General features: G+C 68.0%; 23 protein-coding genes and 2 tRNA genes. 12 read left to right on the top strand and 13 right to left on the bottom strand.

The genetic code is table 11. The features are described from left to right. The first annotated feature begins 317 nt into the window (after positions 1 to 317). Positions 318 to 800, top strand: a complete 483-nt coding sequence (locus NJ4_RS05380; RefSeq protein WP_067431336.1) for a hypothetical protein — start codon at positions 318 to 320, stop codon at positions 798 to 800. Then, complete coding sequence (locus NJ4_RS05375; RefSeq protein ID WP_067431333.1) at positions 793 to 1,929, top strand: serine/threonine-protein kinase; 1,137 nt, start codon at positions 793 to 795, stop codon at positions 1,927 to 1,929. The genes NJ4_RS05380 and NJ4_RS05375 overlap by 8 nt, the downstream gene beginning before the upstream one ends. Here NJ4_RS05375 and NJ4_RS25030 read toward each other — a convergent pair. The 12 genes from NJ4_RS25030 to dnaA all read right to left on the bottom strand — a co-directional run bounded on the left by NJ4_RS25030 (position 1,827) and on the right by dnaA (position 15,658). Next, positions 1,827 to 2,294, bottom strand: coding sequence for a hypothetical protein (locus tag NJ4_RS25030; protein WP_157550770.1), 468 nt, complete (start codon positions 2,292 to 2,294; stop codon positions 1,827 to 1,829). The genes NJ4_RS05375 and NJ4_RS25030 overlap by 103 nt on opposite strands. 1,137 nt (positions 2,295 to 3,431) lie before the next feature. Beyond that, positions 3,432 to 3,507: transfer RNA gene (locus NJ4_RS05365), tRNA-Ala, on the bottom strand. Between the two features lie 41 nt (positions 3,508 to 3,548). Further along, a complete protein-coding gene (locus NJ4_RS26335) occupies positions 3,549 to 3,674 on the bottom strand; it encodes a DLW-39 family protein (RefSeq protein WP_217996763.1) in 126 nt (41 codons plus the stop codon). A 39-nt stretch (positions 3,675 to 3,713) separates the two neighbouring features. Continuing rightward, positions 3,714 to 3,787 (bottom strand) — tRNA-Ile (locus tag NJ4_RS05360). A gap of 159 nt (positions 3,788 to 3,946) precedes the next feature. Continuing rightward, the gene (locus NJ4_RS05355; RefSeq protein WP_067431327.1) at positions 3,947 to 4,459 is read right to left on the bottom strand and encodes a DUF3566 domain-containing protein; all 513 of its coding nucleotides are present in this window, start codon (positions 4,457 to 4,459) and stop codon (positions 3,947 to 3,949) included. Further along, positions 4,459 to 7,194, bottom strand: a complete 2,736-nt coding sequence (gene gyrA, locus NJ4_RS05350) for a DNA gyrase subunit A (RefSeq protein ID WP_067431324.1) — start codon at positions 7,192 to 7,194, stop codon at positions 4,459 to 4,461. Before gyrA ends, NJ4_RS05355 begins: the two co-directional genes overlap by 1 nt. Positions 7,195 to 7,251: 57 nt before the next feature. Then, a complete protein-coding gene (gene gyrB, locus NJ4_RS05345; protein ID WP_281178257.1) occupies positions 7,252 to 9,399 on the bottom strand; it encodes a DNA topoisomerase (ATP-hydrolyzing) subunit B in 2,148 nt (715 codons plus the stop codon). 352 nt (positions 9,400 to 9,751) lie between these two features. Next, a complete protein-coding gene (locus tag NJ4_RS05340) occupies positions 9,752 to 10,414 on the bottom strand; it encodes a DUF721 domain-containing protein (RefSeq protein WP_322787603.1) in 663 nt (220 codons plus the stop codon). Continuing rightward, entirely contained in the window at positions 10,404 to 11,684 is a 1,281-nt protein-coding gene (gene recF, locus NJ4_RS05335; RefSeq protein ID WP_082748196.1) for a DNA replication/repair protein RecF, read from the bottom strand. The genes NJ4_RS05340 and recF overlap by 11 nt, the downstream gene beginning before the upstream one ends. Before the next feature lie 6 nt (positions 11,685 to 11,690). Beyond that, positions 11,691 to 12,596 carry a phosphogluconate dehydrogenase (NAD(+)-dependent, decarboxylating) gene (gene gnd, locus NJ4_RS05330; protein ID WP_067431321.1) on the bottom strand — a complete coding sequence of 302 codons (906 nt, stop codon included), beginning with the start codon at positions 12,594 to 12,596 and terminating at the stop codon, positions 11,691 to 11,693. 81 nt (positions 12,597 to 12,677) lie between these two features. Beyond that, positions 12,678 to 13,823 (bottom strand): DNA polymerase III subunit beta, encoded by a 1,146-nt coding sequence (gene dnaN / locus NJ4_RS05325; RefSeq protein WP_067431317.1) that lies wholly within the window; start codon positions 13,821 to 13,823, stop codon positions 12,678 to 12,680. A gap of 377 nt (positions 13,824 to 14,200) precedes the next feature. Continuing rightward, the gene (gene dnaA, locus NJ4_RS05320; RefSeq protein ID WP_067431314.1) at positions 14,201 to 15,658 is read right to left on the bottom strand and encodes a chromosomal replication initiator protein DnaA; all 1,458 of its coding nucleotides are present in this window, start codon (positions 15,656 to 15,658) and stop codon (positions 14,201 to 14,203) included. A gap of 567 nt (positions 15,659 to 16,225) precedes the next feature. Between dnaA and rpmH the strand changes: the two genes are divergently transcribed. From rpmH to NJ4_RS05270, 10 genes are all read left to right on the top strand, one after another. Then, positions 16,226 to 16,363, top strand: a complete 138-nt coding sequence (rpmH, locus tag NJ4_RS05315; RefSeq protein ID WP_056684200.1) for a 50S ribosomal protein L34 — start codon at positions 16,226 to 16,228, stop codon at positions 16,361 to 16,363. A gap of 24 nt (positions 16,364 to 16,387) precedes the next feature. Further along, positions 16,388 to 16,738 (top strand): ribonuclease P protein component, encoded by a 351-nt coding sequence (rnpA, locus tag NJ4_RS05310; RefSeq protein WP_067431311.1) that lies wholly within the window; start codon positions 16,388 to 16,390, stop codon positions 16,736 to 16,738. Then, positions 16,735 to 17,022, top strand: coding sequence for a membrane protein insertion efficiency factor YidD (gene yidD, locus NJ4_RS05305; RefSeq protein WP_067431308.1), 288 nt, complete (start codon positions 16,735 to 16,737; stop codon positions 17,020 to 17,022). The genes rnpA and yidD overlap by 4 nt, the downstream gene beginning before the upstream one ends. A gap of 33 nt (positions 17,023 to 17,055) precedes the next feature. After that, positions 17,056 to 18,003, top strand: a complete 948-nt coding sequence (gene yidC, locus NJ4_RS05300) for a membrane protein insertase YidC (protein WP_067431362.1) — start codon at positions 17,056 to 17,058, stop codon at positions 18,001 to 18,003. A 30-nt stretch (positions 18,004 to 18,033) separates the two neighbouring features. Continuing rightward, positions 18,034 to 18,531, top strand: coding sequence for a Jag family protein (locus NJ4_RS05295; protein ID WP_067431305.1), 498 nt, complete (start codon positions 18,034 to 18,036; stop codon positions 18,529 to 18,531). 70 nt (positions 18,532 to 18,601) lie between these two features. Then, complete coding sequence (gene rsmG, locus NJ4_RS05290; protein WP_067431302.1) at positions 18,602 to 19,273, top strand: 16S rRNA (guanine(527)-N(7))-methyltransferase RsmG; 672 nt, start codon at positions 18,602 to 18,604, stop codon at positions 19,271 to 19,273. A 116-nt stretch (positions 19,274 to 19,389) separates the two neighbouring features. Beyond that, the gene (locus NJ4_RS05285; RefSeq protein ID WP_281178256.1) at positions 19,390 to 20,370 is read left to right on the top strand and encodes a ParA family protein; all 981 of its coding nucleotides are present in this window, start codon (positions 19,390 to 19,392) and stop codon (positions 20,368 to 20,370) included. Beyond that, positions 20,367 to 21,464 (top strand): ParB/RepB/Spo0J family partition protein, encoded by a 1,098-nt coding sequence (locus NJ4_RS05280; protein WP_067431294.1) that lies wholly within the window; start codon positions 20,367 to 20,369, stop codon positions 21,462 to 21,464. The genes NJ4_RS05285 and NJ4_RS05280 overlap by 4 nt, the downstream gene beginning before the upstream one ends. Positions 21,465 to 21,584: 120 nt before the next feature. Next, positions 21,585 to 21,935, top strand: a complete 351-nt coding sequence (locus tag NJ4_RS05275; protein WP_067431291.1) for a hypothetical protein — start codon at positions 21,585 to 21,587, stop codon at positions 21,933 to 21,935. Then, on the top strand, positions 21,928 to 23,301 hold the full coding sequence (locus tag NJ4_RS05270; RefSeq protein WP_067431288.1) for a GH1 family beta-glucosidase: 1,374 nt from the start codon (positions 21,928 to 21,930) through the stop codon (positions 23,299 to 23,301). Before NJ4_RS05275 ends, NJ4_RS05270 begins: the two co-directional genes overlap by 8 nt. A gap of 16 nt (positions 23,302 to 23,317) precedes the next feature. On the opposite strand, the gene NJ4_RS05265 is transcribed toward NJ4_RS05270, so the two are convergent. Next, positions 23,318 to 24,088, bottom strand: coding sequence for a lysophospholipid acyltransferase family protein (locus NJ4_RS05265; protein WP_067431285.1), 771 nt, complete (start codon positions 24,086 to 24,088; stop codon positions 23,318 to 23,320). Between the last annotated feature and the right edge of the window lie 74 nt (positions 24,089 to 24,162).

Below are 24,162 nucleotides of genomic sequence, written 5' to 3'. Positions count from 1 at the left end.
CAGCTCAGCGCCAGGTGGGGTTCCATCCACATTTCCCCCGGTCAGTCGCGCAGTCTCCTCAGGGCTGCGCCGTCCGTAACGCATGATCGTAGGGATCGGCCCCGACAAGCTGCGGTGTGCGGCCAAGGGCCGGTCGACCGTCATGGTCGCTGACAGCAGGGGCGGCCGCTCGTCGACGACCCCGAGCAGGCCCAGCGCGACGGGACGCGTGGACCATGGCGGTGACGTTGTGTGCCCCGTTCCGGCAACCGGGGTCCGTCTCCCTTCGCCTCCGCCTATCGTTGATCCTGATTGCGGCATGGGAGCTGGAGGTGCGTATGCGGGTACTGGGAGTGCACGCCACCGCGTCCACCCTGTGGCTTGCCTGCGCTGACGCCGACGGGCCGGTCGACCTGGGGAAGGACTACAAGGTCACGCTGCCCACGGCTCTCGAGTCCGGGGCCGCGCTCGAGCGTGCACGCGACGCGATCGCTCGCCTCGTCCGAACCCACGAGATCGACCGCGTCTGGCTGCTGTCCGCCGAGTACTCCAAGCGGTTCAAGTACACCTACAACGAGCTGGTGGACCGGATCACGATGGAGACCGTGGTCGCGTTCGCCGCAGCATCCCGTGACATTGAGTTTCGCCGGGTTGCGCGAAAGACCGCCCGGAACGTCCTGGGCATCCCGGACGAGAACAAGATGTCCGCCCACGCCTCGAAGGTCGTGACCCGTCAGGACCCGCACTGGGGGCCGGACAAGCGTGACCTCGCTGCCATGACCGCACTGGCCGGCCTGAAGGAGGGCGGGCGCGATGTCTGAGCCCCAGCAGGCGACGCTGCATGGTGAGTACCTCGAGCGGCCGACCTACTCGCTGCTGCACACGGTGGGTGTCGGGGCCGAGGGTAAGTCGATTCTCTGGGTCAACGAGGTACACGGCCGCCAGGTGGTGTCCAAGACCATCGACCTTTTCGGCGTTCCCGGTGGTGTGGCCCGCAGCGAGCCGCGCATCCTCATGGGGTTACGCCATGACCGGGTGGTCCGCATCTTCGAGGCACAGTGGGACGGGCGGTACCCGCCGGAGCGCAAGGTCGTCACGTTCACGACGGAGTACTGCGAGGGCCGCACCGTGTACAGGGCCTTGGAGGAGGGTTACAGGTTCTCGGTCAGCGGGGCGCTCCAGATCGCCTACGACATCCTCGACGCCCTCGACTACGTGCACGTCGAACACGAGCTGGTGCATCGCGACGTCAAGCCCGACAACGTGATGCTGGACGCGGACCGCCGGCGCGGCTACCTCGGCGACTTCGGCTCCGCCGCCCGGCTTGCCGCTGGAAGGGTTCCGGCCGGTGGCCAGACGCGGCCGTACACCGCTCCGGAGGCAGTCGACGGGGGGCTCGACGTGCGCGCCGACCTCTACGGCGTTGGCATGGTCTTGCTGGAGATGCTCAACGGACCGCTCCCCATCGACGATCTGGACTATCGGGTGATCGACAAGCGGCTCGCCGAGCGGCGCCGGTCGCAACCGGACCGCTACTTTCAGCCCGCCCCATGGGTGGCACCGAAGGTAGCCCGGATCGTGCGTACCCTCTGCGCTCGAGACCCCGAGCGCCGCCCGGACACGGCCGCCGACGCTATGCGGCTCTTCGAAGACGCCGCCTGCGTGGACTGGCGACGTGAGAGCGGGGAGGGTTTCGTCGGCCGGTGGGAGGGTCGGTGGCCGCCGAACGCGCCCGCCAGTCGTTCACGCCAGTATCGGGTCGTGGCCGAACCGGTCGGGTCCGGTCAGTACAAGGGGAAGGTGAAGCTGACCGCGGCCTGGCGGACTGCTGGCCGTCAGTGGCGAGGTTACCGAAGTCTGACTCGTCGCGTTGACGCCGACGACGCCGGGAAACTGGCGGCCTTCTTCCGTGCCGTCGAGGCGGCAGCGAGCGACGCCCCCGTCCGGTAGACCGACGTGGCCTGCTCGACGGGGAGCCGCAACAAGCGGCGTCGGGCGTTCGTCGACGATTCGTGGCCGAGGACGAACTCGGCGTTTGATCCGTCCGGGTCCTCGGAGGTGGTCATCATTCCGCGCGTCACCGCGTCCCACAGGGCATCGGTGACGCCCTCGACCCGGCGTTGGACGTCGGCATCTCGGTGTACCGGTGGCCGACCACCGAACCGGAGCCAGATCGCGTCGGCGTCGTCGCCGGTGTCGGCGTGCAGCGACGCCAGGACCTCGTGAAGGGCACGGAGCTCCCGGGCAGGTAGCGCGGCGACCTCGCCGGCAGCCATGATGGTGACGATGAGGTCAGATAGACCTCTGACAGACATATCTTTATTCTAGGAACGACCGCCGACATGACTCGCGACCGACACTCCGTGCCGTTGGATGCGCGCCTGTGTAGCTCCCAGGACCGGCAGGTGGGTTTGAGGTGGCCGGTCGCGCTCGATCGTCGACTGGACGATCTGCTCGACCGGGCGGAGGACGCTGGAGAGCGGACCAATCGGCGCGAGCTCATCGCCGCACTTCTGTTGGCTGCGGAGTACGACGGTGAGGAACTTCGTGAGCTACTGCGCACGTACCGAACCGCCCTGGTCCGAGACGCTCCGTTGGCAACCGACGTGGAGGACGGTAACGTCCTTAAGTTCGAGCCGCCCAGCCCAGGACCACGCCCCCGGAAGAGCCACCAGGAGTCGTAGTCGGGCCGTTCGTACGGCGTAGGTCACAGGTGCGCCCGGGCCCGGCAGATTGGTGCGGTGGTGCCCGGGCAACCCGGCTGACGCATGGGCCAGCCCTCCCGGCTTTCATCAAGTTTCGTCATTTGCGTGGAGGGCTCCGCTGGCACAAGTAAGGGCGGCGGCTCCTGATGGCCCGTGGCAAACACTCCCGGCGTGCCGCCAACCGCCGCTCCGCACAGCACCAGCCTCGCGTCGAGCAGCTGCGCGCCGAGATAGTCGGCCAGCCGTTGCGCGTGTGCCGGACCGGGTTCGCCGCGCCCTCGGCATCGAGGTGTGGCTCGTCCCGGACGCCGGGCGCGCTGCATCCGCTAGACGGGTAGGCCGGACCGCGTTTGCCCCCGACCGGACACCAGGCCCCTGTCTGGTTGGGACACTTCGACCGGACTCCGCAGGGGTCCACTCCCGGTAGTCCGGAGTCACGGAGCATTGTTCCGTGCTCGCACCTCCGGAACGCCTGGCGACGCTGCTCGTCGCAGGAGACCGACGCCGTGTTCAGCGGCCGCTGCGATGCATGGTGCACCCAGCAGAGGCGAGTCGTCGATGTTGGCCATCAGCCGTCCATCGCCGAGGAAGGTCATTTCTCCGGTTCGTCATGACAGAAGTGTTTGCGGTAGCCGCCCGACAACTCCTTGGCCGATCTGGCACCAATCTGGCACCAGCCCGGTCGATCTGGCACCTATCGCCGGCCCCGAAGTGAGTAGAAACTGTAGCCTGACCTGCGGTTTCTCGTGGTGGAGCCTAGGGGACTCGAACCCCTAACCCCCTGCTTGCAAAGCAGGTGCGCTACCAATTGCGCCAAGGCCCCGAACGACCGAGCCGGTCGGGGCCGGATCGATCAGAGGTGGGTCAGTTCTTCTTGACGTCGTCGGTCGCCGCGGCCCAGAGGGCCTGCTCGTTCTTCGACTCGTCGAGCTTCTTCTTCGCGAAGACGGCGCCGGCAGCGGCCAGGACGACAAGCAGGATCTTCTTCATGGGATGTGTTCCCCTTCGTAGCGACGTGGGATCTGTGGGTGGGCCTAAGAGGACTTGAACCTCTGACCTCTTCCTTATCAGGGAAGCGCTCTAACCGTCTGAGCTATAGGCCCGTGCTGCTCCGGTCGACCAAGGCCAACCGACGGGGAAGATTACCCCACCCGCTGGGCGGGGTACAAAACGGGGCGGTCCCGGTCTCGATACGGTCGCTGCGCGACCTACTCGACCACCGAACAAAAGCGCCGTCCGACTCGACCAACGGAATCAAGGGGTCAGCGCTCGTCCTCGGCCAGAGTGAGCTCGATGCCGCCGAGCAGCGCCGCGGCCATGTTGTAGAGGAACGCACCGAGGGTCGCCATGGCGGTGAGGAGTACGACGTCGATGACCGCAACGAGCATCGTGAAGCCGAGGACCCGCGACATGCCGAGGTAGTCCTGCACGTCGAACGTGGAGCTGTCCTCACCGATGACGGTCTCGACCATCTGGTTGACCGAGTCCCAGATGCCGGCCATGCCGAGCACGCCCCACACGATGGTCACCGCGACCACGGTGACGATGCCGAAGGCCACCGAGAGCAGGAACGCCGTCTTCATCACCGACCAGGGGTCAATCCGGGTCAGGCGCAGACGCGCCCTACGCGGACGGCGTCCGCCCGACGTCTTGGCCGCCGCGTCGGCGGCCTTCGACGACTCGGGGTTCGCGCTGGCCCTCATCTCGTCGGCTGCGGAGGAGATGGCGGTGCTGATCCGGGCGCCCAACGTCGCGGGCTTCTGGCTCTCGGCCATCAGTCATCACTCTCCTCGGAGGCGGGTTCTGCCTCGGCGGGGTCGGTGTCCGTGGAGGTTTCCACAGGAACGTCGGCCTCGATTGTTGCACCCTGAGCCTCAGAATCCGACTCGTCGGCGAGCTCCTCGTCCTCCTGGGCCTCGACCGAACGGGCCACCACGGCCACCGAGTCGCCCTTCTTTGGAGTGACGAACTTGACCCCCATGGTCGAGCGCCCGGTCGACCGGAAGTTCTCGTTGATCGGGCTGCGGACGACCTGGCCGGAGTTGGTGATCGACAGGACCTCGTCGCCCTCTTCCACGATGAACGCGCCGACCAGGCCGCCGCGGTCCTCGTTGGCCAGCGACATCGCCTTGATCCCGATGCCGCCACGGGACTGCAGGCGGTACTCGGTGATGCGGGTGCGCTTGGCGAACCCGGCGGCGGTGATGGTGAAGACGTACTGCGGATGGACGCCGAAGTAAGCACCCGGTGCAGCGGCTTCGGCCTCGGCGGCCTCCACCGCTTCGGCACCGGCGGCACCGTCGGCGTCGAGTCCGGCCTCGGACTCGGCCTCGACCTGCGCCGCGCGGATCACCGACATCGACAGCACGGAGTCGCCGTCGCGGAACTTCATCCCCGAGACGCCGGAGGTGGCACGCCCCATCGGCCGCAACTGCGAGTCGTCGGCCGGGAAGCGGATGGCCTGGCCCTTGCGAGAGACCAGCAGGATGTGGTCCTCACTGTTGACCAGCTCGGCACCGATCAGCTCGTCGTCGTCCTCGCGGAAGTTGATCGCGATGACGCCTGCCTGCCGCGGGCTGTTGTAGTCACCCAGGCGGGTCTTCTTGACCAGCCCGTTGCGGGTGGCCAGCACGAGGTACGGCGCCTGCTCGTAGTCGCGGATCGCCAACACCTGGGCGATCGACTCGTCGGGCTGGAAGCTGAGCAGCCCCGCCACGTGACCGCCCTTGGCGTCACGCGATGCCTCGGGCAGGTTGTAGGCCTTGGTGCGGTAGACCCGCCCGGCGGTGGTGAAGAACAGCAGCCAGTGGTGGTTGGTCGTGGAAATGAAGTGGTCGACCACGTCGTCGCCGCGCAGGGTCGCACCCCGCACGCCCTTGCCGCCGCGCTTCTGGGTGCGGTACTGGTGACGCAGGGTGCGCTTCGCGTAGCCGCCGCGGGTGATCGAGACGACCAGCTCCTCATCGGGGATGAGGTCTTCCATCGACAGGTCGCCGTCGGCGGCGATGATCTGCGAGCGACGGGCGGTGCCGTACTTCTCGACGATCTCGGCGAGCTCCTCGGAGATGATCCGCCGCTGCCGGGCCTCGTCGGCGAGGATGTCCTCGAGGTCGGCGATCTCGCGCTCGAGCTCGGCCAACCGGTCGAGGATCTTCTGGCGCTCGAGGGCGGCCAGACGACGCAGCTGCATGTCGAGGATGGCCTGCGCCTGGATCTCGTCGATCTCGAGCAGAGCGATCAGCCCGGCGCGGGCTTCGTCGACGTCGGGGGAGCGGCGGATCAACGCGATGACCTCGTCGAGGGCGTCGAGCGCCTTGCCGAGACCACGGTAGATGTGGGCGGCCTCTTCGGCCTTGCGCAGGCGGTACCTGGTCCGCCGCTGGATGACCTCGACCTGGTGGGTGACCCAGTTGCTGATGAACTGGTCGATGCTCAGCGTGCGCGGCACGCCGTCGACCAGGGCCAGCATGTTGGCGCTGAAGTTGGTCTGCAGCTCGGTGTGCTTGAGCAGGTTGTTGAGGACGACGCGGGCCACCGCGTCGCGACGGAGTACGACGACCAGGCTCTGACCCGTGCGCGAGGAGGTGTCATCGCGTACGTCGGAGATGCCCTGCACCTTGCCGGAGTCGGCCAGCTCGGCGATCTTGAGCGCCAGGTTGTCCGGGTTGACCATGTAGGGCAGCTCTTTGATCACCAGGCAGGTGCGGCCCTTGGCGTCCTCGTCGATCTCGATGACCGCGCGCTGGGTGACCGAGCCGCGACCGGTGCGGTAGGCCTGCTCGATGCCCTGGCGCCCGACGATCAGGGCGCCGTTGGGGAAGTCGGGGCCCTTGATCCGCGCGAGCAACGCCTCGAGGAGCTCCTCGCGCGTGGCGTCGGGGTGCTCGAGGGCCCACGTCGCGCCCTCGGCCACCTCGACCAGGTTGTGCGGCGGGATGCTGGTCGCCATGCCGACCGCGATGCCGGCCGAACCGTTGACCAGGAGGTTCGGGAACCGGCTGGGCAGGATGGTCGGTTCGGAGGAGCGGCCGTCGTAGTTGGGCTGGAAGTCGACGGTCTCCTCGTCGATGTCGCGGACCATCTCCATGGCCAACGGCGCCATCTTGCACTCGGTGTACCGCATGGCGGCCGCGGGGTCGTTGCCCGGCGAACCGAAGTTGCCCTGGCCCAGGATCAGCGGCGCCCGCATCACCCACGGCTGCGCGAGGCGCACCAGGGTGTCGTAGATCGCGGTGTCCCCGTGGGGGTGGTACTGACCCATCACGTCACCGACGACGCGCGAGCACTTGGAGAACCCCCGGTCCGGACGGTAGCCGCCGTCGTACATCGCATAGAGCACGCGGCGGTGCACCGGTTTCAGGCCGTCGCGTACGTCGGGCAGGGCGCGCCCGACGATGACCGCCATGGCGTAGTCGATGTAGGAGCGCTGCATGGAGGTCTGCAGCTCGATCGGCTGGATCCGTCCGCCGTCGTTGCCGCCGCCGTGGGTGCCCGTGGGTGTCTCGGTCATGACTGTCTCTTGTCTCTCTCGTCGCTTCTACCCGAATCTAGGAACTGTGTTAGAGATCTAGATATCGAGGAATCGGACGTCCTTGGCATTGCGCTGGATGAACGAGCGACGTTGTTCGACGTCCTCGCCCATCAGGATCGAGAAGATCTCGTCGGCCTGCGCGGCGTCGTCGAGCGTGACCTGCAGCATCAGCCGCTGGTCGGGGTTCATCGTGGTCTCCCACAGCTCGTCGGCGTTCATCTCACCGAGACCCTTGTAGCGCTGGACCGGGTTCTCCTTGGGCAGCTTCTTGCCGGCCGCCAGACCGTCCTTCATCAACGCGTCACGCTCGGAGTCGGAGTAGACGAACTCGTGCTCGGCCGGCTTGTTCCACCGCAGGCGGTAGAGCGGCGGCTGGGCCATGTAGACGTAACCGTGCTCGATCAGCGGCTTCATGAAGCGGAACAGCAGCGTCAGCAACAGGGTGTTGATGTGGTGGCCGTCGACGTCGGCATCAGCCATCAGGACGACCTTGTGGTAGCGCAGCTTGTCCAGGTTGAACTCTTCCTGGAGGATGCCCGTTCCGAGCGCCGAGATGATCGCCTGGACCTCCTGGTTGGCCAAGACCTTGTCGATGCGGGCCTTCTCGACGTTCAGGATCTTTCCGCGAATCGGCAGGATCGCCTGGATCCGCGGGTCGCGGCCCTGCTTGGCGGAGCCGCCGGCCGAGTCACCCTCGACGATGAAGACCTCGCACTCGGCGGGGTTGGTCGACTGGCAGTCGGCCAGCTTGCCGGGGAGGCCGCCGCCCCCGAGCAGACCCTTGCGACCGCGGGCCAGGTCACGCGCCTTGCGGGCCGCGATGCGGGCGGACGCCGCCGCCTGCGACTTGCGGACGATGTCGCGACCCTCGGCGGGGTTCTCCTCGAACCAGGCACCGAGCTCTTCGTTGACCGTGCGCTGCACGAAGCCCTTGGCCTCGGTGTTGCCCAGCTTGGTCTTGGTCTGGCCCTCGAACTGCGGCTCGCCCATCTTGATCGAGATGATCGCGGTCAGGCCCTCGCGGATGTCGTCGCCCGAAACCCGGTCCTCACGCTTCTTGATCAGGCCCCACTCCTCACCCCAGTGGTTGACCAGGCTGGTCAGCGCGGAGCGGAAGCCCTCTTCGTGGGTGCCGCCCTCATGCGTGTTGATCGCGTTGGCGAAGGTGTGCACCGACTCGGTGTAGGAGGTGTTCCACTGCATCGCCATCTCGAGCGACATGTGGTTCGTCGCGTTCTCCGGGCTCTCGGCCTCGAACGCGATGATCGTCGGGTTCGCCTTGTCCTTGCGACGGTTGAGGTGTTCGACGTAGTCGACGAGACCGCGGTCGTACTTGAAGACCTGCTCGATGCCCCCGCCCTCGTGCCGCTTGATCGCGTCGGCGCCGGCCTGGTCGATGTCGTTGCTGATCGTGTCGTCGGCGACCGCGTCGGCGACGTCGTCGGCCGAGGGGCGCTCGTCGCGGATCACGATCTCGAGGCCCTTGTTGAGGAAGGCCATCTCACGGATGCGGTGGGTGATCGTCTCGAGGGAGTACGTCGTGGTCTCGAAGATGTCCTCCGAGGCGTAGTACGTGACCGTCGTACCGGTGCCCTCGTCGGCCTCGAGCTTGCGCACCTCGAACAGGTCGGCGTCGGGGACACCGAGCTGGAAGCTCTGCTCCCACAGGCTGCCGCGGTTCTTGACGTGGAGCACGAGGCGGCTCGAGAGCGCGTTGACCACCGAGACGCCGACGCCGTGCAGGCCACCGGACACCTTGTAGCCGCCGCCACCGAACTTGCCGCCCGCGTGGAGCATGGTCAGCGCCATCGTGGCGGCCGGCAGCTCCTGGCCGGGTGCGGTGTCGGTGGGGATGCCGCGACCGTCGTCCTCGACACGGACGCCGCCGTCGGCCTGCAGCGTGAGCACGATGCGCGTGCAGTAGCCGGCCAGGGACTCGTCGACCGCGTTGTCCACGATCTCCCAGATCAGGTGGTGCAGGCCGCGTTCGCCGGTCGACCCGATGTACATGCCCGGGCGCTTGCGCACCGCCTCGAGGCCCTCGAGCACGGTGATCGCCGAGGCGTCGTACGTCGTGCCCTCGGCGGGTGCCGTGTTGACTGCGTCGTGGGAAACTGTGCGGGCCTCCGACTCCGGGGGAATGGTTGCCTCAGTGGTCTCGACGACCTCGTCGTTGTCCGGCACGCGTACCTCTTCTGTTCGTCCTCGACATGCAGAAGGTCGCTGCTTCTGGAGCGTGCGACCCACCTGTCATATTACCCGCCAGAAGCCGGGAATCCACGGTGTGACCCCTGGAATCGGGGGATCTGTGGATGAAAGTGCCCATTTCCCGGCTCTGCAGGGCGGCGCGGACGCGTTGGCAGGGGGTCGGCTGGGTCCCCATACGCACGACGCCCCCGCAGATCGGCATTTCGTCGCCGGCGGCGGCGCTCGACGTACGCGCTTCGACGTGTGCGGTGTTGTGGTCGGATGCGCGGTCGTATGGCGCGTGTGCAGCGACGGGTGACCCGCGTTGCACGGGGGAGGGCGGAGGGAATCAGCCGTAGGTGTCGCGGGGACCCCGGCCGTCTCGGACACCGAGTCGACCCTTCTTCCAGGAGGGCAGGTTGGGCCCCTCGACCTCGATCAGCGTCACCGAGCCATGGCCCAGCTCCTCGTTGAGGCGACGCACCAGGGTCGGCGCGAGCAGGCGCAGCTGGGTGGCCCAGGCGGTCGAGTCGGCGCGGACGGTGAGCCGGCCGTCGACGTACGACGTGGGGGAGCAGTGCTGGGCGACCTCGTCACCGACGATGCTGGGCCACCGGCCGAACACACCGTGCACCTTGAGGTCGAGGGCCCAGCCGTGGTCGGAGACCAGTCGTCCCAGGGTGGTGTCGAGCGTCTGCGGGTCACGCTCGTCGGGGAAGGCACCCGAGGTCTTGGGTCGGCGACCGCGCGGCATCCCCTCCGGCAGGTCGCGGCGGCGACGCTTCTTGCGGGCCGGGGAGAGCGCCGATCCGGCGACCGACTTCGCGATCGACCGGGCCAGCTCCAACCCCGTGTCGTCGTGGTCCTCGCTGACCCAGAAGGTCGAGTCGGGTGTCCCGCCGGACTCCACCGAGTCCACCGACTCGACCGCCGAGGAAGCCGTGGTCTCGACAGGCTCGACCACCACAGACGGCTCGGTGCCGAGCGGCCCACCCTCCGGTTCAGGTTTCACGGGAAACACTGTCCTCCACGCCGGCGCCGTCTTCCAGGGCGGTGCCGACGGAGTCCTCGGTCGTGTGCGGCCCGGCACTCTCCGGCGCGACAACGTCTGTGCCAACGGCCTCGCCAGCGTCCCCCTGACGTGTGACCGTGCCGTCGGCAACGACGTACCGCGCCCCGGCCAGGGCGTCGGGCACGTCCTCGGGAACCGCGGCCGTGACCAGCACCTGCTCGGCGCCGGCAACCAGCTCGGCGAGCTGGCGTCGGCGTTGGACGTCGAGCTCGGCGAAGACGTCGTCGAGGATCAGGATCGGGTCGTCGCCGTCACTGCGCAACAGGTCGTACGACGCCAGCTTGAGCGCGAGGGCGAAGGACCAGGACTCCCCGTGGGAGGCGTAGCCCTTCACCGGGAGGCGGGCCTCCGAGCTGCCGAGAGTGAGCCCGAGCTCGTCGCGGTGCGGGCCGACCAGGGAGATGCCGCGATCGAGCTCGTCCTTGCGCCGTGCCTCGATGCCGGCCAGCAACGCTCCCTCGAGACTCGACTGCTCGACCAGCACCCCGTCCAGGTCGAGAGACGGGCGGTAGGTGATGTCGGCGTCGTCGCGCGAGGCGCCTCGGGCCACCGTCTCGTAGGCCTTGCCGACGTAGGGGCGCAGGGCGTCGACCAGACGCATCCGCTCGAGCAGCAGCTCGGCGCCGAGCCGGGCCAGGTGCTCGTCCCACACGACGAGGGTGGCCAGGGCACCTTCCTGGGAGCTCGATCCGCGGCGGGCGTTGCCGGCGGTCTTGAGCAGGGAGTTGCGCTGTTTGAGCACCCGGTCGTAGTCGGCGCGCATGCCGGCCAGCCGGGGCGTCCGGAGGATCAGCAGGTCGTCGAGGAAGCGTCGCCGGTCCGACGGATCACCCTTGACCAGGGTGAGGTCCTCGGGTGAGAAGACCACCGTGCGCACCAGGCCCACGATCTCGCGCGCACGGGGGAGCGGCGAGCGGTTGACCCGCGCCCGGTTCGCCTTGCCCGGGTTGAGCTCCACCTCGAGCACGGCGGTGCGCCCGTCACGGACCACCGCCGCCCGCACGATCGCCCGCTCCGCGCCGGCGCGGATCATCGGCGCCTCGCTGGCGACCCGGTGCGACGAGAGCCGCGAGAGGTAGTCGATCGCCTCCACCAGGTTGGTCTTGCCCTGGCCGTTGCGGCCGATGAATGCACAGACCCCGGGCTCGAGGGGTACGTCGACATCGGCGTACGACCGGAAGTTGTGCAGAGTCAGGTGCGCAACGTGCACGGACGTCTAGGCCTTCGCGGCGTCCCCGCCCTTGGGCGGTTCGGTCTTCATGGCGTGACCGCCGAACTGGTTGCGCATCGCGGCCACCGCCTTCATCGCGGGGGAGTCGTCCTGACGGGAGACGAACCGGGCGTAGAGCGCAGCGGTGATCGCCGGGGTCGCCACGGCGTTCTCGATACCGGCCTCGACGGTCCAGCGGCCCTCGCCGGAGTCCTCGGCGTAGCCCGCGATTCCCTCGAGGTTGGGGGCGTCGTCGAGCGCGGCGACCAGCAGGTCGAGCAACCACGAGCGGATCACGGTGCCCTCGCGCCAGGAGCGCAAGACCTCGGTCACGTTGTCGACCGACTCGACCTTCTCGAGCAGCTCCCAGCCCTCGGCGTAGGCCTGCATGATGGCGTACTCGATGCCGTTGTGGACCATCTTGGAGAAGTGGCCGGCGCCGACCTTGCCGGCGTGGACCGAGCCGAACTCGCCCTCCGGCTTGAGCGCGTCGAAGGCCGGCTGCACCTTCTCGACGTCGGCGGCCGCGCCGCCGTACATCAGGGCATAGCCGTTCTCGAGGCCCCAGACCCCGCCCGAGACGCCACAGTCGACGTACCCGATCTTCTTCTCGGCCAGCAGCTCGGCGTGCGCCAGGTCATCGGTCCACCGGGAGTTGCCGCCGTCAACGACGACGTCACCCTCGCCGAGCAGCTCGCCCAGTGCGGTCACCGTCTCGCGGGTGGGATCGCCGGCGGGCACCATCACCCAGACCACCTTGGGAGTGGGCAGCTTCTCGACGAGCTCCTCGAGCGAGGCAACGTCACTCACGTCGGGGTTGCGGTCGAAGCCCACCACCGTGTGGCCGGCGCGACGCAACCGCTCGCGCATGTTGCCGCCCATCTTGCCGAGGCCGATGAGTCCGATGTCCATGCCTTCTCCTCAGTCGTGGTGGGAGTTCCTGCTGCTCAGTCAAGCACCGTGCCGGTCAACCGGCCCGCTGGTCAAGGACCGTCAGGACAGCAGGCGGCGCGGCATGAGGAGGTAGCGGAAGCCGCTGTCCTTGCCGTCCACACCGTCGCCGGGGGTGCCGCTCATCACCACGGGCTTGGAGGCCTGGGTGAAGGCGAGCTCGACGACCGGCTCCTCGATGGCGGTCAGGCCGTCGAGCAGGAACTGCGGGTTGAACCCGGTGGTGATGTCGTCGCCGTCGATGGTCGCCTCGATCGACTCACTGGCCTGGGCCTCGTCGCCGGAACCGGCGTCGAGGGTCAGCACGCCGTCGCTGAAGGCGAGCTGGACGGCAGTGTTGCGCTCGGCAACCAGGGCCACGCGCTTGACCGACTCGACCAACGCCGCCTTGTCGACCTTCGCCACCGTGAGGTGCTCGTTGGGGAACAGGCTGCGGACCTTCGGGAACTCACCGTCGAGCAGTCGAGTCGTCGTACGACGCACGCCGCCGGGGGCCGCACCCTCGAAGCCGATGATGCCGTCGCCGGATCCGCTGGCGGCCAGGGCGATGGTGACCTCGCTGCCGGAGGTGAGCGACTTGGCGGTGTCGGCCAGGACCTTGGCCGGGATCAGCGCGGCGACGCTCTCGTCGGGCGTGCGCGGCGACCAGCCGAGCTCGCGGTGCGAGAGCCGGAAACGGTCGGTGGCCAGCAGGGAGATGCCCGAGCCTTCGATCTCGATGCGCACACCGGTCAGCACCGGGAGCATGTCGTCGCGGCCGGCGGCGGTGACGGCCTGGGCCACCGCGTGGGCGAAGACGTCGCTCTGCACGGTGCCGGTCGCGGAGGGCATGTCGGGCAACGAGGGGTAGTCCTCGACCGGCATCGTCTGGAGGCTGAATCGCGCGGAGCCGCAGGTCAGCGAGACCCGGGCGCCCTCGATGGTCATCTCGACCGGCTTGTTGGGCAGGCTCCGGCAGATGTCGGCGAGCAGTCGGCCGCTGACCAGGGCGGTGCCTTCGTCGGCGACGTCGGCCTGCAGGGTGGCCCTGGCCGACGTCTCGTAATCGAAGGTGGAGAGGACCAGGCCCTCGTGGCCGGCTTCGATGAGCAGACCAGCCAGGACGGGGACGCTGGGCCGGACCGGGAGGCTGCGGGCAGCCCAGGCCACGGCATCGGCGAGAGCATCACGCTCGACGCGGAACTTCACGGTTCTTCTGCCTCCGGGGGATGTCATGACAAGTCTGGACTGTGCATCCTGCCATGACGCCGGTGGTCATGGCATCGGCCGGTGTGGTTCTCCCCAGGCAAGCCGCTCGCAAGAGGTTGACGGGCATCGGGAGTCCATAGAGGTCTCATCGTTGTCGTAGGTTCGGTGGAAATTGTGGACAAGTCGTGTCGTCGCAGGTCAGCGGCTGTTTTCGAGTGCACATGCCCTGTGAGGGAAATCGGGACGGACGGCCGGCCGGTGTGGAATCACGACGGTGTGAATGACAAGTCCACGTGCGGTTCCACAAGTCACTCACGTGTGATTCGGGGGTTCCGACGGGGTTTCTCCACAGCCTGGGGGCTCCTGGGTGCTGCGACTCAGCTCTGACGCGCCTGCATCTTGATGCGGTTGGTCAGCTCGCTCACCTGGTTGAAGACCGAGCGCCGTTCGGCGAGCAGCGTCTTCATCTTGCGGTCGGCGTACATCACGGTGGTGTGGTCGCGGTTGCCGAACTGGGCGCCGATCTTGGGCAGGGACAGGTCGGTCAGCTCGCGGCACAGGTACATCGCGATCTGACGGCCGGTGACCAGGTGGCGGCTGCGGCTGGGGCCGGTGAGGTCCTCGATGGAGACCCCGAAGTACGCCGCGGTCTGGGCGATGATCGACGCCGCGGTGATCTCGGGCTCGCCGCCTTCTGGGATCAGGTCCTTGAGCACGATCTCGGCCAGGGTCAGGTCGACCTCCTGGCGGTTCAGGCTGGCGAAGGCGGTGACGCGGATCAGCGCGCCCTCGAGCTCGCGGATGTTGGTCTGGATCTTGCTGGCGATGAACTCGAGCACCTCGGGCGGCGCGGTCATCCGCTCGATGGCAGCCTTCTTGCGCAGGATCGCGATGCGGGTCTCGAGGTCGGGCGGCTGGACATCGGTGATCAGGCCCCACTCGAACCGGCTGCGCAACCGGTCCTCGAGCGCCTCGAGTCGTTTCGGGGCCCGGTCGGAGGTCAGCACGATCTGCTTGTTGGCGTTGTGCAGCGCGTTGAAGGTGTGGAAGAACTCCTCCTGCGTCTGCGTCTTGCCCTCGAGGAACTGAATGTCGTCGATGAGCAGGACGTCGACCTCGCGGTAGCGGCGCTGGAAGGTCTCGGGCCGCTTGTCCTTGATCGCGTTGATGAACTCGTTGGTGAACTCCTCCGACGAGACGTAGCGGACCTTCGCTCCGCGGTAGAGCGAGCGCACGTAATGGCCGATCGCGTGCAGCAGGTGGGTCTTGCCGAGCCCGGAGTCGCCGTAGACCAGGAGCGGGTTGTAGGCCTTGCCGGGTGCCTCGGCGACGGCAACGGCGGCAGCGTGGGGGAACCGGTTGGACGATCCGATGACGAAGGTCTCGAAGGTGTACTTGGGGTTGAGCCGGGTCTCCAACACGCTACCCAGCTGCTGACTTGTCGACATGTCGACAAGTCGACTTGCCTCCATGGTGTCGGGCAGGTGCTGGGGGTCGGGGGCCCGGTCGACGGGTTCCCGGTGGTCGACCTCCGACGGCGCCGGCTCGTCGAAGCTGGCGTCGTCCAACTGGGGGTCGACGGTGACCGCGATCCGGACCCGGTGGCCCAGGGCGTCGGTGAGTGAGTCCTCGAGCCGCGTGCGAAGCCGCCCCTCGAGCTGGCCGCGAGTGAACTCGTTGGGCACCGCGATGATCGCCGTCTGCTCGTGCAGGGTGACCGGCTCGCTCGATCTCAGCCAGGCCCGCTGGTTGGGCTGGAGGTCATCGACCAGTGTGCGCCAGACCTCGTGCAGCGTGGGCTGTGCCTCGGCCGTGGCTCCGTCGCTGTTGTCCACCAGTGGTTCTCCCCAACTTCGTCGCTCGCGGGGCGGCCGGAGCCGCGTGTTACATCACATCGTGCCGTCGCGCTACCCCGGTCGTTGCCGGGAAAATTCTGTCCACAGCTTTGTCCACAGGCTGTGAACGCAGGGTATCTCTTGTGGAGAACCCTGCTCAAGGTCACTCCCGTGGCCTCGGTGCTCATGCGTTTTCCCTGCTCAGAGGCATTTTCAGCGACTTTGTGACCGAGGTCACGCTGGGTTGCGCGGGGCGCCGGAGAAGGGGACTTCGGGGGCGGGGTAGGGGCGAACGTAACAAGCGAAGGGCTCCCGGATCAACCCGTCATCCACAGGCTGGGGGTGGGTGAGTTTGACCCCCTCTTCGCCCAACGCGTACCGTGACTTGGTCACCCCGGTGTCGACCGGTGCCGCATGTCCACGACTGCCCTGACCGTTCCTACGGACACAGGGCCTTGCGTGGGTGGGCGGTGCCAGCCGAATTGCTGCCCGTCGCGTTGGGCGCCGGTGGTGAAAGACCAGCGGACCGACCAGTCCTGAACCCATCCTCCAGGGGAGATAAAGCTCGTGAGCAAGCGTACCTACCAGCCGAACAACCGCCGCCGTCACAAGGTGCACGGGTTCCGTCTGCGCATGCGCACCCGCGCCGGCCGCGCCATCCTTTCCACCCGCCGTCGCAAGGGCCGCAGCAAGCTCGCTGTCTGAGCCCGCTGCTGAATCTGCGCGGCCGTGCTGCCCCGGGAGCACCGTCTCACCACTGGCGCTGACTTCCGTTCCGCATCACGCAACGGCCGCCGTGCCGGTTCGCGGACCCTGGTCGTCCACCTCTGGACGCCCGAGGATCCCGCTGCGTCGCACGACGCGCCGGTGCGAGTCGGGTTCGTGGTGAGCAAGGCAGTCGGGAATGCGGTCATCCGCAATCGCGTGAAGCGTCGACTTCGACACCTGATCCGGGAACGGCTATCGCTGCTCCCGGATTCTGGCGTGCTCGTGGTGCGCGCACTGCCGGCCTCCGCGGGGGCGTCGTACGCCGACCTGGCCGCCGACCTGGCACACACCCTGGGCCGGGTGAAGGCGTGAAGTACCCCCTGATCTGGTTCCTCAAGGCCTATCGGCTGTTGATCAGCCCGCTCTACGGTCAGGTGTGCCGCTACCACCCCTCCTGTTCGGCGTACGCACTGGAAGCCGTGACCGTGCACGGCAGCATCCGTGGCTCCTGGTTGGCTGTGCGGCGTCTGTCACGCTGTCACCCGTGGGCTGCCGGCGGCTACGACCCCGTGCCACCGGCCCGGTCCGCCGAGCCTCAGGCCCCGGAGGCCGCCACCCAACGTCCTGCATCACCCGCCCCTCTCCAAGGAGCCTGAGTGTCCTTCCTCGGCGACATCGGCCACTTCATCATGGTCCCGCTGTACTACGTGATCTCCGTCGTACTGGTCGGTTTCCACAAGCTGTTCAGCACCTTCCTGGACCCGGCATCCGGGGCCTCGTGGGCGTTGTCGATCGTCGGGCTCACCTTGGTGATCCGCGCGGCCCTGATCCCGCTCTTCGTCAAGCAGATCAAGTCTTCGCGCAACATGCAGCTCCTGCAGCCCAAGGTGAAGGAGCTGCAGAAGAAGTACGGCCACGACCGTGAGCGGCTGGCTCAGGAGACGATGGCGCTCTACAAGGAGGCCGGCACCAACCCGTTCGCCTCCTGCCTGCCGATCCTGCTGCAGATGCCGATCTTCCTGGCGCTGTTCCGGCTGCTCGACCAGGCCGCCAAGCACGGCAAGGCGCACGGCGTTCTCGACGAGACCGCCGCCAAGCAGTTCGGTGCCTCCAAGCTGTTCGACGTGCCGATCGCGGGCACCTTCCTCAAGGCGGACGGAGACCACGGCCTGCAGGTCCTGGCCCTGTTCTTCGTGCTCGCCATGCTGGTCACCACCTTCACCACCCAGCGCCAGCTGATGACCAAGAACATGCCGGCCAGTGCGATGAGCGGCCCCTACGCGCAGCAGCAGAAGATGATGCTCTACGTGCTGCCGGTCGTCTTCGCGGTCGGTGGCATCGCGTTCCCGATCGGCGTGCTCATCTACTGGACCGTCTCGAACCTGTGGACCATGGGTCAGCAGTTCTACGTGATCCGCAACAACCCCGTGCCCGGCACTCCCGCGGCCGCCGCCAAGGCGGAGCGAGACAGTGCGCGCGCCGCCCGCAAGGGCCTGAAGACCGACGCCGAGGTGTCCACCGACACGCTCACCGAGGCCGCAGAGGAGCCGAAGGCCGCGCCGCGCGTGCAGCCGAAGAAGCAGCCTCGCAGCCAGCGGACGAACAAGAAGAAGAGTCCGCCGAAGAAGCGTCCCTGACCTATCCATAGCACCAAGGAGCTCCACACCGTGACTGATGAAGTGACCCAGGACGCCGAGCGTCCCTCCCGCATCCAGCGCCTCGAGCAGGAGGGCGACATTGCCGCCGACTACCTCGAGGAACTGCTCGACATCGCCGATCTGGATGGCGACCTGGACATGGACGTCGAGGGCGACCGTGCGGCGGTCTCGATCGTCGGGGCTGACCTGAACCAGCTGGTCGGCGCCAACGGCGAGGTGCTCGAGGCGCTCCAGGAACTCACCCGGCTGGCCGTCTACCGCGAGACCGGGGACCGCTCCCGTCTGATGCTCGACATCAGCGGCTATCGGGCCGACCAGAAGACCCGCCTGGTCAAGCTGGCCGAGGAGACCATCGCCCAGGTCAAGGAGTCCGGCGAAGCGGTCTCGCTCGAGCCGATGTCTCCCTTCGAGCGCAAGGTCGTGCACGATGCGGTGGCCGGCGCTGGCCTGCAGTCGGAATCCGAAGGTGCGGAGCCGCGTCGCTTCGTCGTGGTGCTCCCCTCGTGATGGTCGCCTGATCGTGGTTTCACGTGAAACACCCTCCGCGCCCCCCGAAACTCCGGAGGCGGCGCGGAGGGTGTTCTCAGCTGATCGTCTTCCCCTGGCCGAGGCCTACGCCGCCTCGCTGGCCGATGCCGGCGTGGTGCGGGGACTGATCGGACCCCGTGAGGCGCCCCGCCTGTGGGAACGGCACCTGCTCAACTGTGCGGTGCTCGGCGAGGCGATCCCGGCCGGGTCCACAGTCTGTGACATCGGCAGCGGGGCCGGTCTCCCCGGCATCGTGCTGGCGATCGCCCGCCCAGATCTCAGCCTCACTCTGGTCGAGCCTCTGCTCCGACGCACGACCTATCTGGACGAGGTGGTCGCCGAGCTGGAGCTGACCAATGTCGAGGTGATTCGGGGCCGAGCCGACGCCGTGCACGGCCTCCGCACCTTCGACGTGGTGACCTCGCGTGCGGTGGCTCCCTTGGGACGCCTTCTCGAGTGGTCGATGCCACTTGTCGCCGCTTCAGGTGAGCTGGTCGCGATGAAGGGTTCCTCACTCACGGCCGAGATCGATGATGCCTCCGCCGTGCTGACCGGGTTCGGCTGCTCGTCCCCCGTGCCCGTGGTGCTGGGCGAGGGCATCGTCGATCCACAGACCTATGCGGTGAGAGTGGCATGGGACGGCCCTCCGAAGGTACGTTGGGACGTTCCGAGCGACAGTGCCCGCAAGAACTCCCATCGGCGTTCCCCGGGCCGATCGTGAATCAGGCCGAGGAGCCTGAGCAGCGGGTCGTTTCGGAGTTATCCACCGGTGACAACCCCTCCCCTGAGCGTGGTTGTCCACAGACTCAGGTCCATTCTCCACAGGAAGAGGATTCCGTGGTTTCACGTGAAACATCGGCCTCCAGCCCCGGATTCGTGGTCCGGACGGCCGCCGAACTGGCCGACACGGAGCCCGCGTTCCCGGACGAGACGACGCCACTGGCGCGTGCCGCGGAGCACTCGATCCTGGCCCGACGGACGGCGTACGGCCGCCCCCTGGTGGGCCGACCCGGTCACACCCGCGTGATGGTCGTGGCGAACCAGAAGGGCGGCGTCGGCAAGACGACCTCGACGGTGAACCTGGCCGCAGCGCTGGTGCAGCTCGGTCAGAAGGTGCTGGTCATCGACCTCGACCCGCAGGGCAATGCGTCCACGGCACTCTCGGTCGAGCATCACCGCGGAGTCCCCTCGACGTACGACATGCTCGTCGAGGGCTCGTCGCTGGAGGAGGTCGCCCAGCAGAGCCCGGAGCAGGAGAATCTCTACGTCGTCCCGGCCACGATCGACCTGGCTGGCGCGGAGATCGAGCTGGTCTCCGTGGTGGCGCGCGAGAGTCGGCTGCAGAAGGCGATCGCTGCCCACCCGCTGGTCGGGACCGAGTCCGAGGTCGGCGACGATCGCTTCGACTACGTCCTCATCGACTGCCCACCGTCCTTGGGCCTGCTCACGCTCAACGCCCTGGTGGCCGGTGCGGAGATGCTGATCCCGATCCAGGCCGAGTACTACGCGCTCGAAGGCCTGGGGCAGCTGCTCGAGACGGTCGAGATGGTCAAGAAGCACCTCAACAACCGTCTCGATGTCACCACCATCTTGATCACGATGTACGACGCCCGCACCCGTCTCGCCGCAGGAGTGGCCGACGAGGTGCGCGAGCACTTCGGAGACACGGTGCTGAAGACCTCGATCCCCCGCTCGGTGCGGGTCTCGGAGGCGCCTTCCTACGGGCAGACCGTGATGTCCTACGATCCAGGTTCACCGGGGGCACTCAGCTATCTCGAAGCCGCTCGCGAGATGGCGAGCAAGGGAGCGAAGGCATGAACCAGAAGCACACACAGCGCCGCGGTCTCGGGCGTGGTCTCGGCGCGTTGATCCCGACGGCTCCCGCGGAGCCCGAGTCGCCGGCCGCGCGGGACCGTGCCGGCTCGCTGATTGACGCGTCGTCGCTTCCTTCCTACTCCGCCGGGGCCGCATACTCCGGCGACACGCCGGTCGGTGACGCCGGGACTGGCTCCTCGACTGCCCAGGGCGACGCTCCGGGCGACGCGGGGAGTTCCTCGACACCCGCCGAGGTGGCCGGCGCCTACTTCGCCGAGCTGCCACTGACGAGCATCACCCCGAACGCCCGCCAGCCACGCCAGGTCTTCGAGGAGGAGGCGATGGCCGAGCTGGTCCACTCGATCCGCGAAGTCGGCCTGCTCCAGCCGATCGTCGTACGACGGCTCGAGGGCGAGCGGGCCACCGGCAGTGACGGTGAGCCGGCGTACGAGCTGATCATGGGTGAGCGTCGGTGGCGGGCCTCCCAGGAAGCCGGCCAGGAGCTCATCCCGGCGATCGTGCGCCAGACCGGCGACAACGACATGCTGCGCGACGCCCTCCTGGAGAACCTGCACCGCTCGCAGCTCAACCCACTCGAAGAGGCCGCGGCCTACCAGCAGATGCTGGAGGACTTCGGCTGCACCCACGACGAGCTCGCCGGGCGGATCGGACGCTCGCGACCGCAGATCAGCAACACGCTGCGCCTGCTCAAGCTCTCCGCGCCCGTCCAACGCCGGGTGGCCGCGGGTGTGCTCTCCGCCGGGCATGCCCGGTCGCTGCTCGCCGTCGACGACGGAGACCTCCAGGACCGACTGGCTCAGCGCGTGGTCTCCGAGGGGATCAGTGTGCGCGGCCTCGAGGAGATCGTCGCGGTCGGGGACCACGGCAGCAAGGGCAGTCGCACGGCACGCAACAAGCCGACCGCTCCCGGGCTGGCCGACCTTGCCGAGCGCCTCTCAGACCGTTTCGAGACCCGGGTCAAGGTCGATCTGGGCCGCAGCAAGGGCAAGATCACGGTCGAGTTCGCCTCGATGGACGACCTGCGTCGCATCGTCGACATCATGGACCCGCGCAACCGTCAGGACCGCCCGATCTGACCCGGTGGGGAGCGGCGGCCGCTGTGATGGCACCGCCAACCGACCTCGCAGGCGACATGTCACCACAGCGACATGACGATACATAGCTTTGTCGTCATATCGTTTTGTCGACAAAACCAGATGTCGCGATCGCTCTGTGTGGGGCCGATCCAGGTGCTGCTGCCCAACCCGTGTCGAATCCTTGGCCCCGACCACAAGGAGTACGGCCTCGGTCTGGTGACCGGGCTCGACCGTGACCACGCCGAGGCCCGCGGGAAGGACCTGGGCGTGCACAACATCGCCAGCGCGCTGCCGCAGGTGATCGCACCCGCCCTCGCCGCACCGCTGGTCACCTGTCCGGCTGTCAGGCACTGTTCCGGGTGTCGAGTCTGCTCGCTCTCCTCGGTGGACTCCTGGTCCACCGCATCCGTTCCGTGCACCGACCGTCCCTCCGATGACCCACCCACACCCGAGAGGCCTTCCGATGCCTGACCTGCCCACCCTGCCCGCCGACTTCCGATTCGGTGTGGCGACCGCGTCGTACCAGATCGAGGGCGCCGTCGCCGAGGACGGCCGCGGGCCGTCCATCTGGGACACGTTCTGCGCCGAGCCGGGCCGGATCAAGGACGGCGACACCGGAGCCGTGGCCTGCGACCACTACCACCGTTGGCGCGAGGACGTCGGGCTGATGGCCGACCTCGGCATCGACGCCTACCGGTTCTCGATCGCCTGGCCCCGGATCATGCCGACCGGCGCGGGTGAGGTGAACGAGAAGGGGCTCGCCTTCTACGACCGGCTCGTTGATGCGTTGCTGGAAGCGGGGATCAAGCCCGCGGCGACGCTGTATCACTGGGACCTTCCCCAGGCCCTGCAGGACGCGGGTGGGTGGGAGAACCGGGAGACCTCGCTGCGCTTTGCCGACTACGCCACGGTGGTCGCCGACCGCCTCGCCGACCGGGTGGACATGTGGATGCCGCTCAACGAACCGGTGGTCGCGACGATGTTCGGGCACGCGGTCGGCACCCACGCACCCGGCAAGGCGCTCGGGTTCGGGGCGCTGCCGGTGGCCCACCACCTGCTGCTCGGTCACGGTCTGGCGACGCGGGCCCTGCGTGCGGTCGGTGCCTCGAACATCGGGATCGCCTCCAACCACCAGCCGTCCTGGCCGGCCAGTGACTCGCCCGCCGACACCGAGGCTGCGGCGTCGTACGACGATCTGGTGAACTGGCTCTTCGCCGACCCACTGCTGAGAGGGGAGTACCCCGACCCCCTGTTCGCCGAGCTGATGCCCGGGCCGGTGGCCGAGGACCTGGCCGTGATGAACACTCCGTTGGACTTCTACGGCATCAACTACTACCAGCCGGTGGTGGTGGGTGAGCCGGGCGGCGGAGACGCCGAGTCACCCGCCCTCGAGGGGGCGGCGCTGCCCGAGGGACTGCCGTTCGAGATGCGGCAGCTCGCCGGCTACCCCACCACCGGCTTCGGGTGGGCGATTGCTCCCGAGGGCCTGCGCGGGATCCTCACCCAGTTCAAGGAACGGTACGGCGACGCGTTGCCACCGGTCTACGTCACCGAGTCGGGCTGTTCCTTCGACGACAACGTCGGGCCCGACGGCGCCGTGCACGACCAGGGCAGGATCGACTACCACGCCCAGCACGTGGGGGCGGTGGCCGAGGCGATCGCGGGCGGGGTGGACGTGCGCGGCTACTTCGCGTGGTCGTTGATGGACAACTTCGAGTGGGCCGAGGGCTACTCGAAGCGCTTCGGGATGGTGCACGTCGACTACGAGACGCAGGCACGCACGCCCAAGGACTCCTACCGCTGGTTCCAGGAGGTCCTGCGCGCCCGGAGCTCCTGACTCATCGACTCGCGGGTCAGGACTTCTCGGCGCGCTTGGCGGCCCTGCGGGCGGCGCGCTCGCGCTTCTCGTTCGCGTCGAGCACCTCGGCCTCCTCGGGAGTCGGCGCGGATCCCCCGTACGCGGCGGGCAGCCACCATGAGCCCTCCGGTTGCTCGTCGGCCGGGTAGGCGCGGATCGTCTCGTCGAGCAGCTTCTCCAGGGCCGCCTTGAGTTCCGCGGTCTCGGCGACCGGGTCCTCCCCGGTCGGGTGGAGCGGTTCACCGACCGCGAGCGCAATGGTCTTGCCGCGCGTGAAGTCCTTGGGGTGGTCCTTGGTGATGATGCGATGGGTGCCCCACATGATCACCGGGAGCACGGGAACGCCGGCCTCGGCCGCGATGCGCACGGCGCCGGTCTTGATCTCCTTGATCTGGAAGGAACGCGAGATCGTTGCCTCGGGGAAGATGCCCACCGCCTCGCCGTCGCGGAGGTACTGGACCGCGTCGTGGAAGGACTGGACGCCGTCGCCGCGGTCGACGCGAATGTGGTGCATCGAGCGCATCACCGGCCCGGCGATCTTGTGGTCGAAGATCTCGCGCTTGGCCATGAAGCGCACCAGCCGCTTGGACGGGTTGGCGGCCAGACCACCGAACACGAAGTCGGCGTACCCGATGTGGTTGCAGGCCAGCAGGACGCCGCCCGTGCGCGGGACGTGCTCGGTGCCGCTCAACGTGAAGCGAAGCCCCAGCGCGCGGAAGAGACCCTTCGCGGTGGTGATGATCGGCGGATAGGTGATGTCGCGCAACGGGGGCTCCTCAGCGGGTCGTGTTGCCCCTAGCATGAAGGACAGACGTGGGTTGCGCACCACCAGGGAGCCCT

Origin of the sequence: Nocardioides jensenii JCM 1364 = NBRC 14755 (assembly GCF_001552535.1) — a bacterium.
GTDB classification, from domain to species: Bacteria; Actinomycetota; Actinomycetes; order Propionibacteriales; family Nocardioidaceae; genus Nocardioides; species Nocardioides jensenii.
The sequence above is the reverse complement of the archived record's forward strand: the minus strand, read 5'-3'. Positions and strand labels throughout refer to the sequence as shown.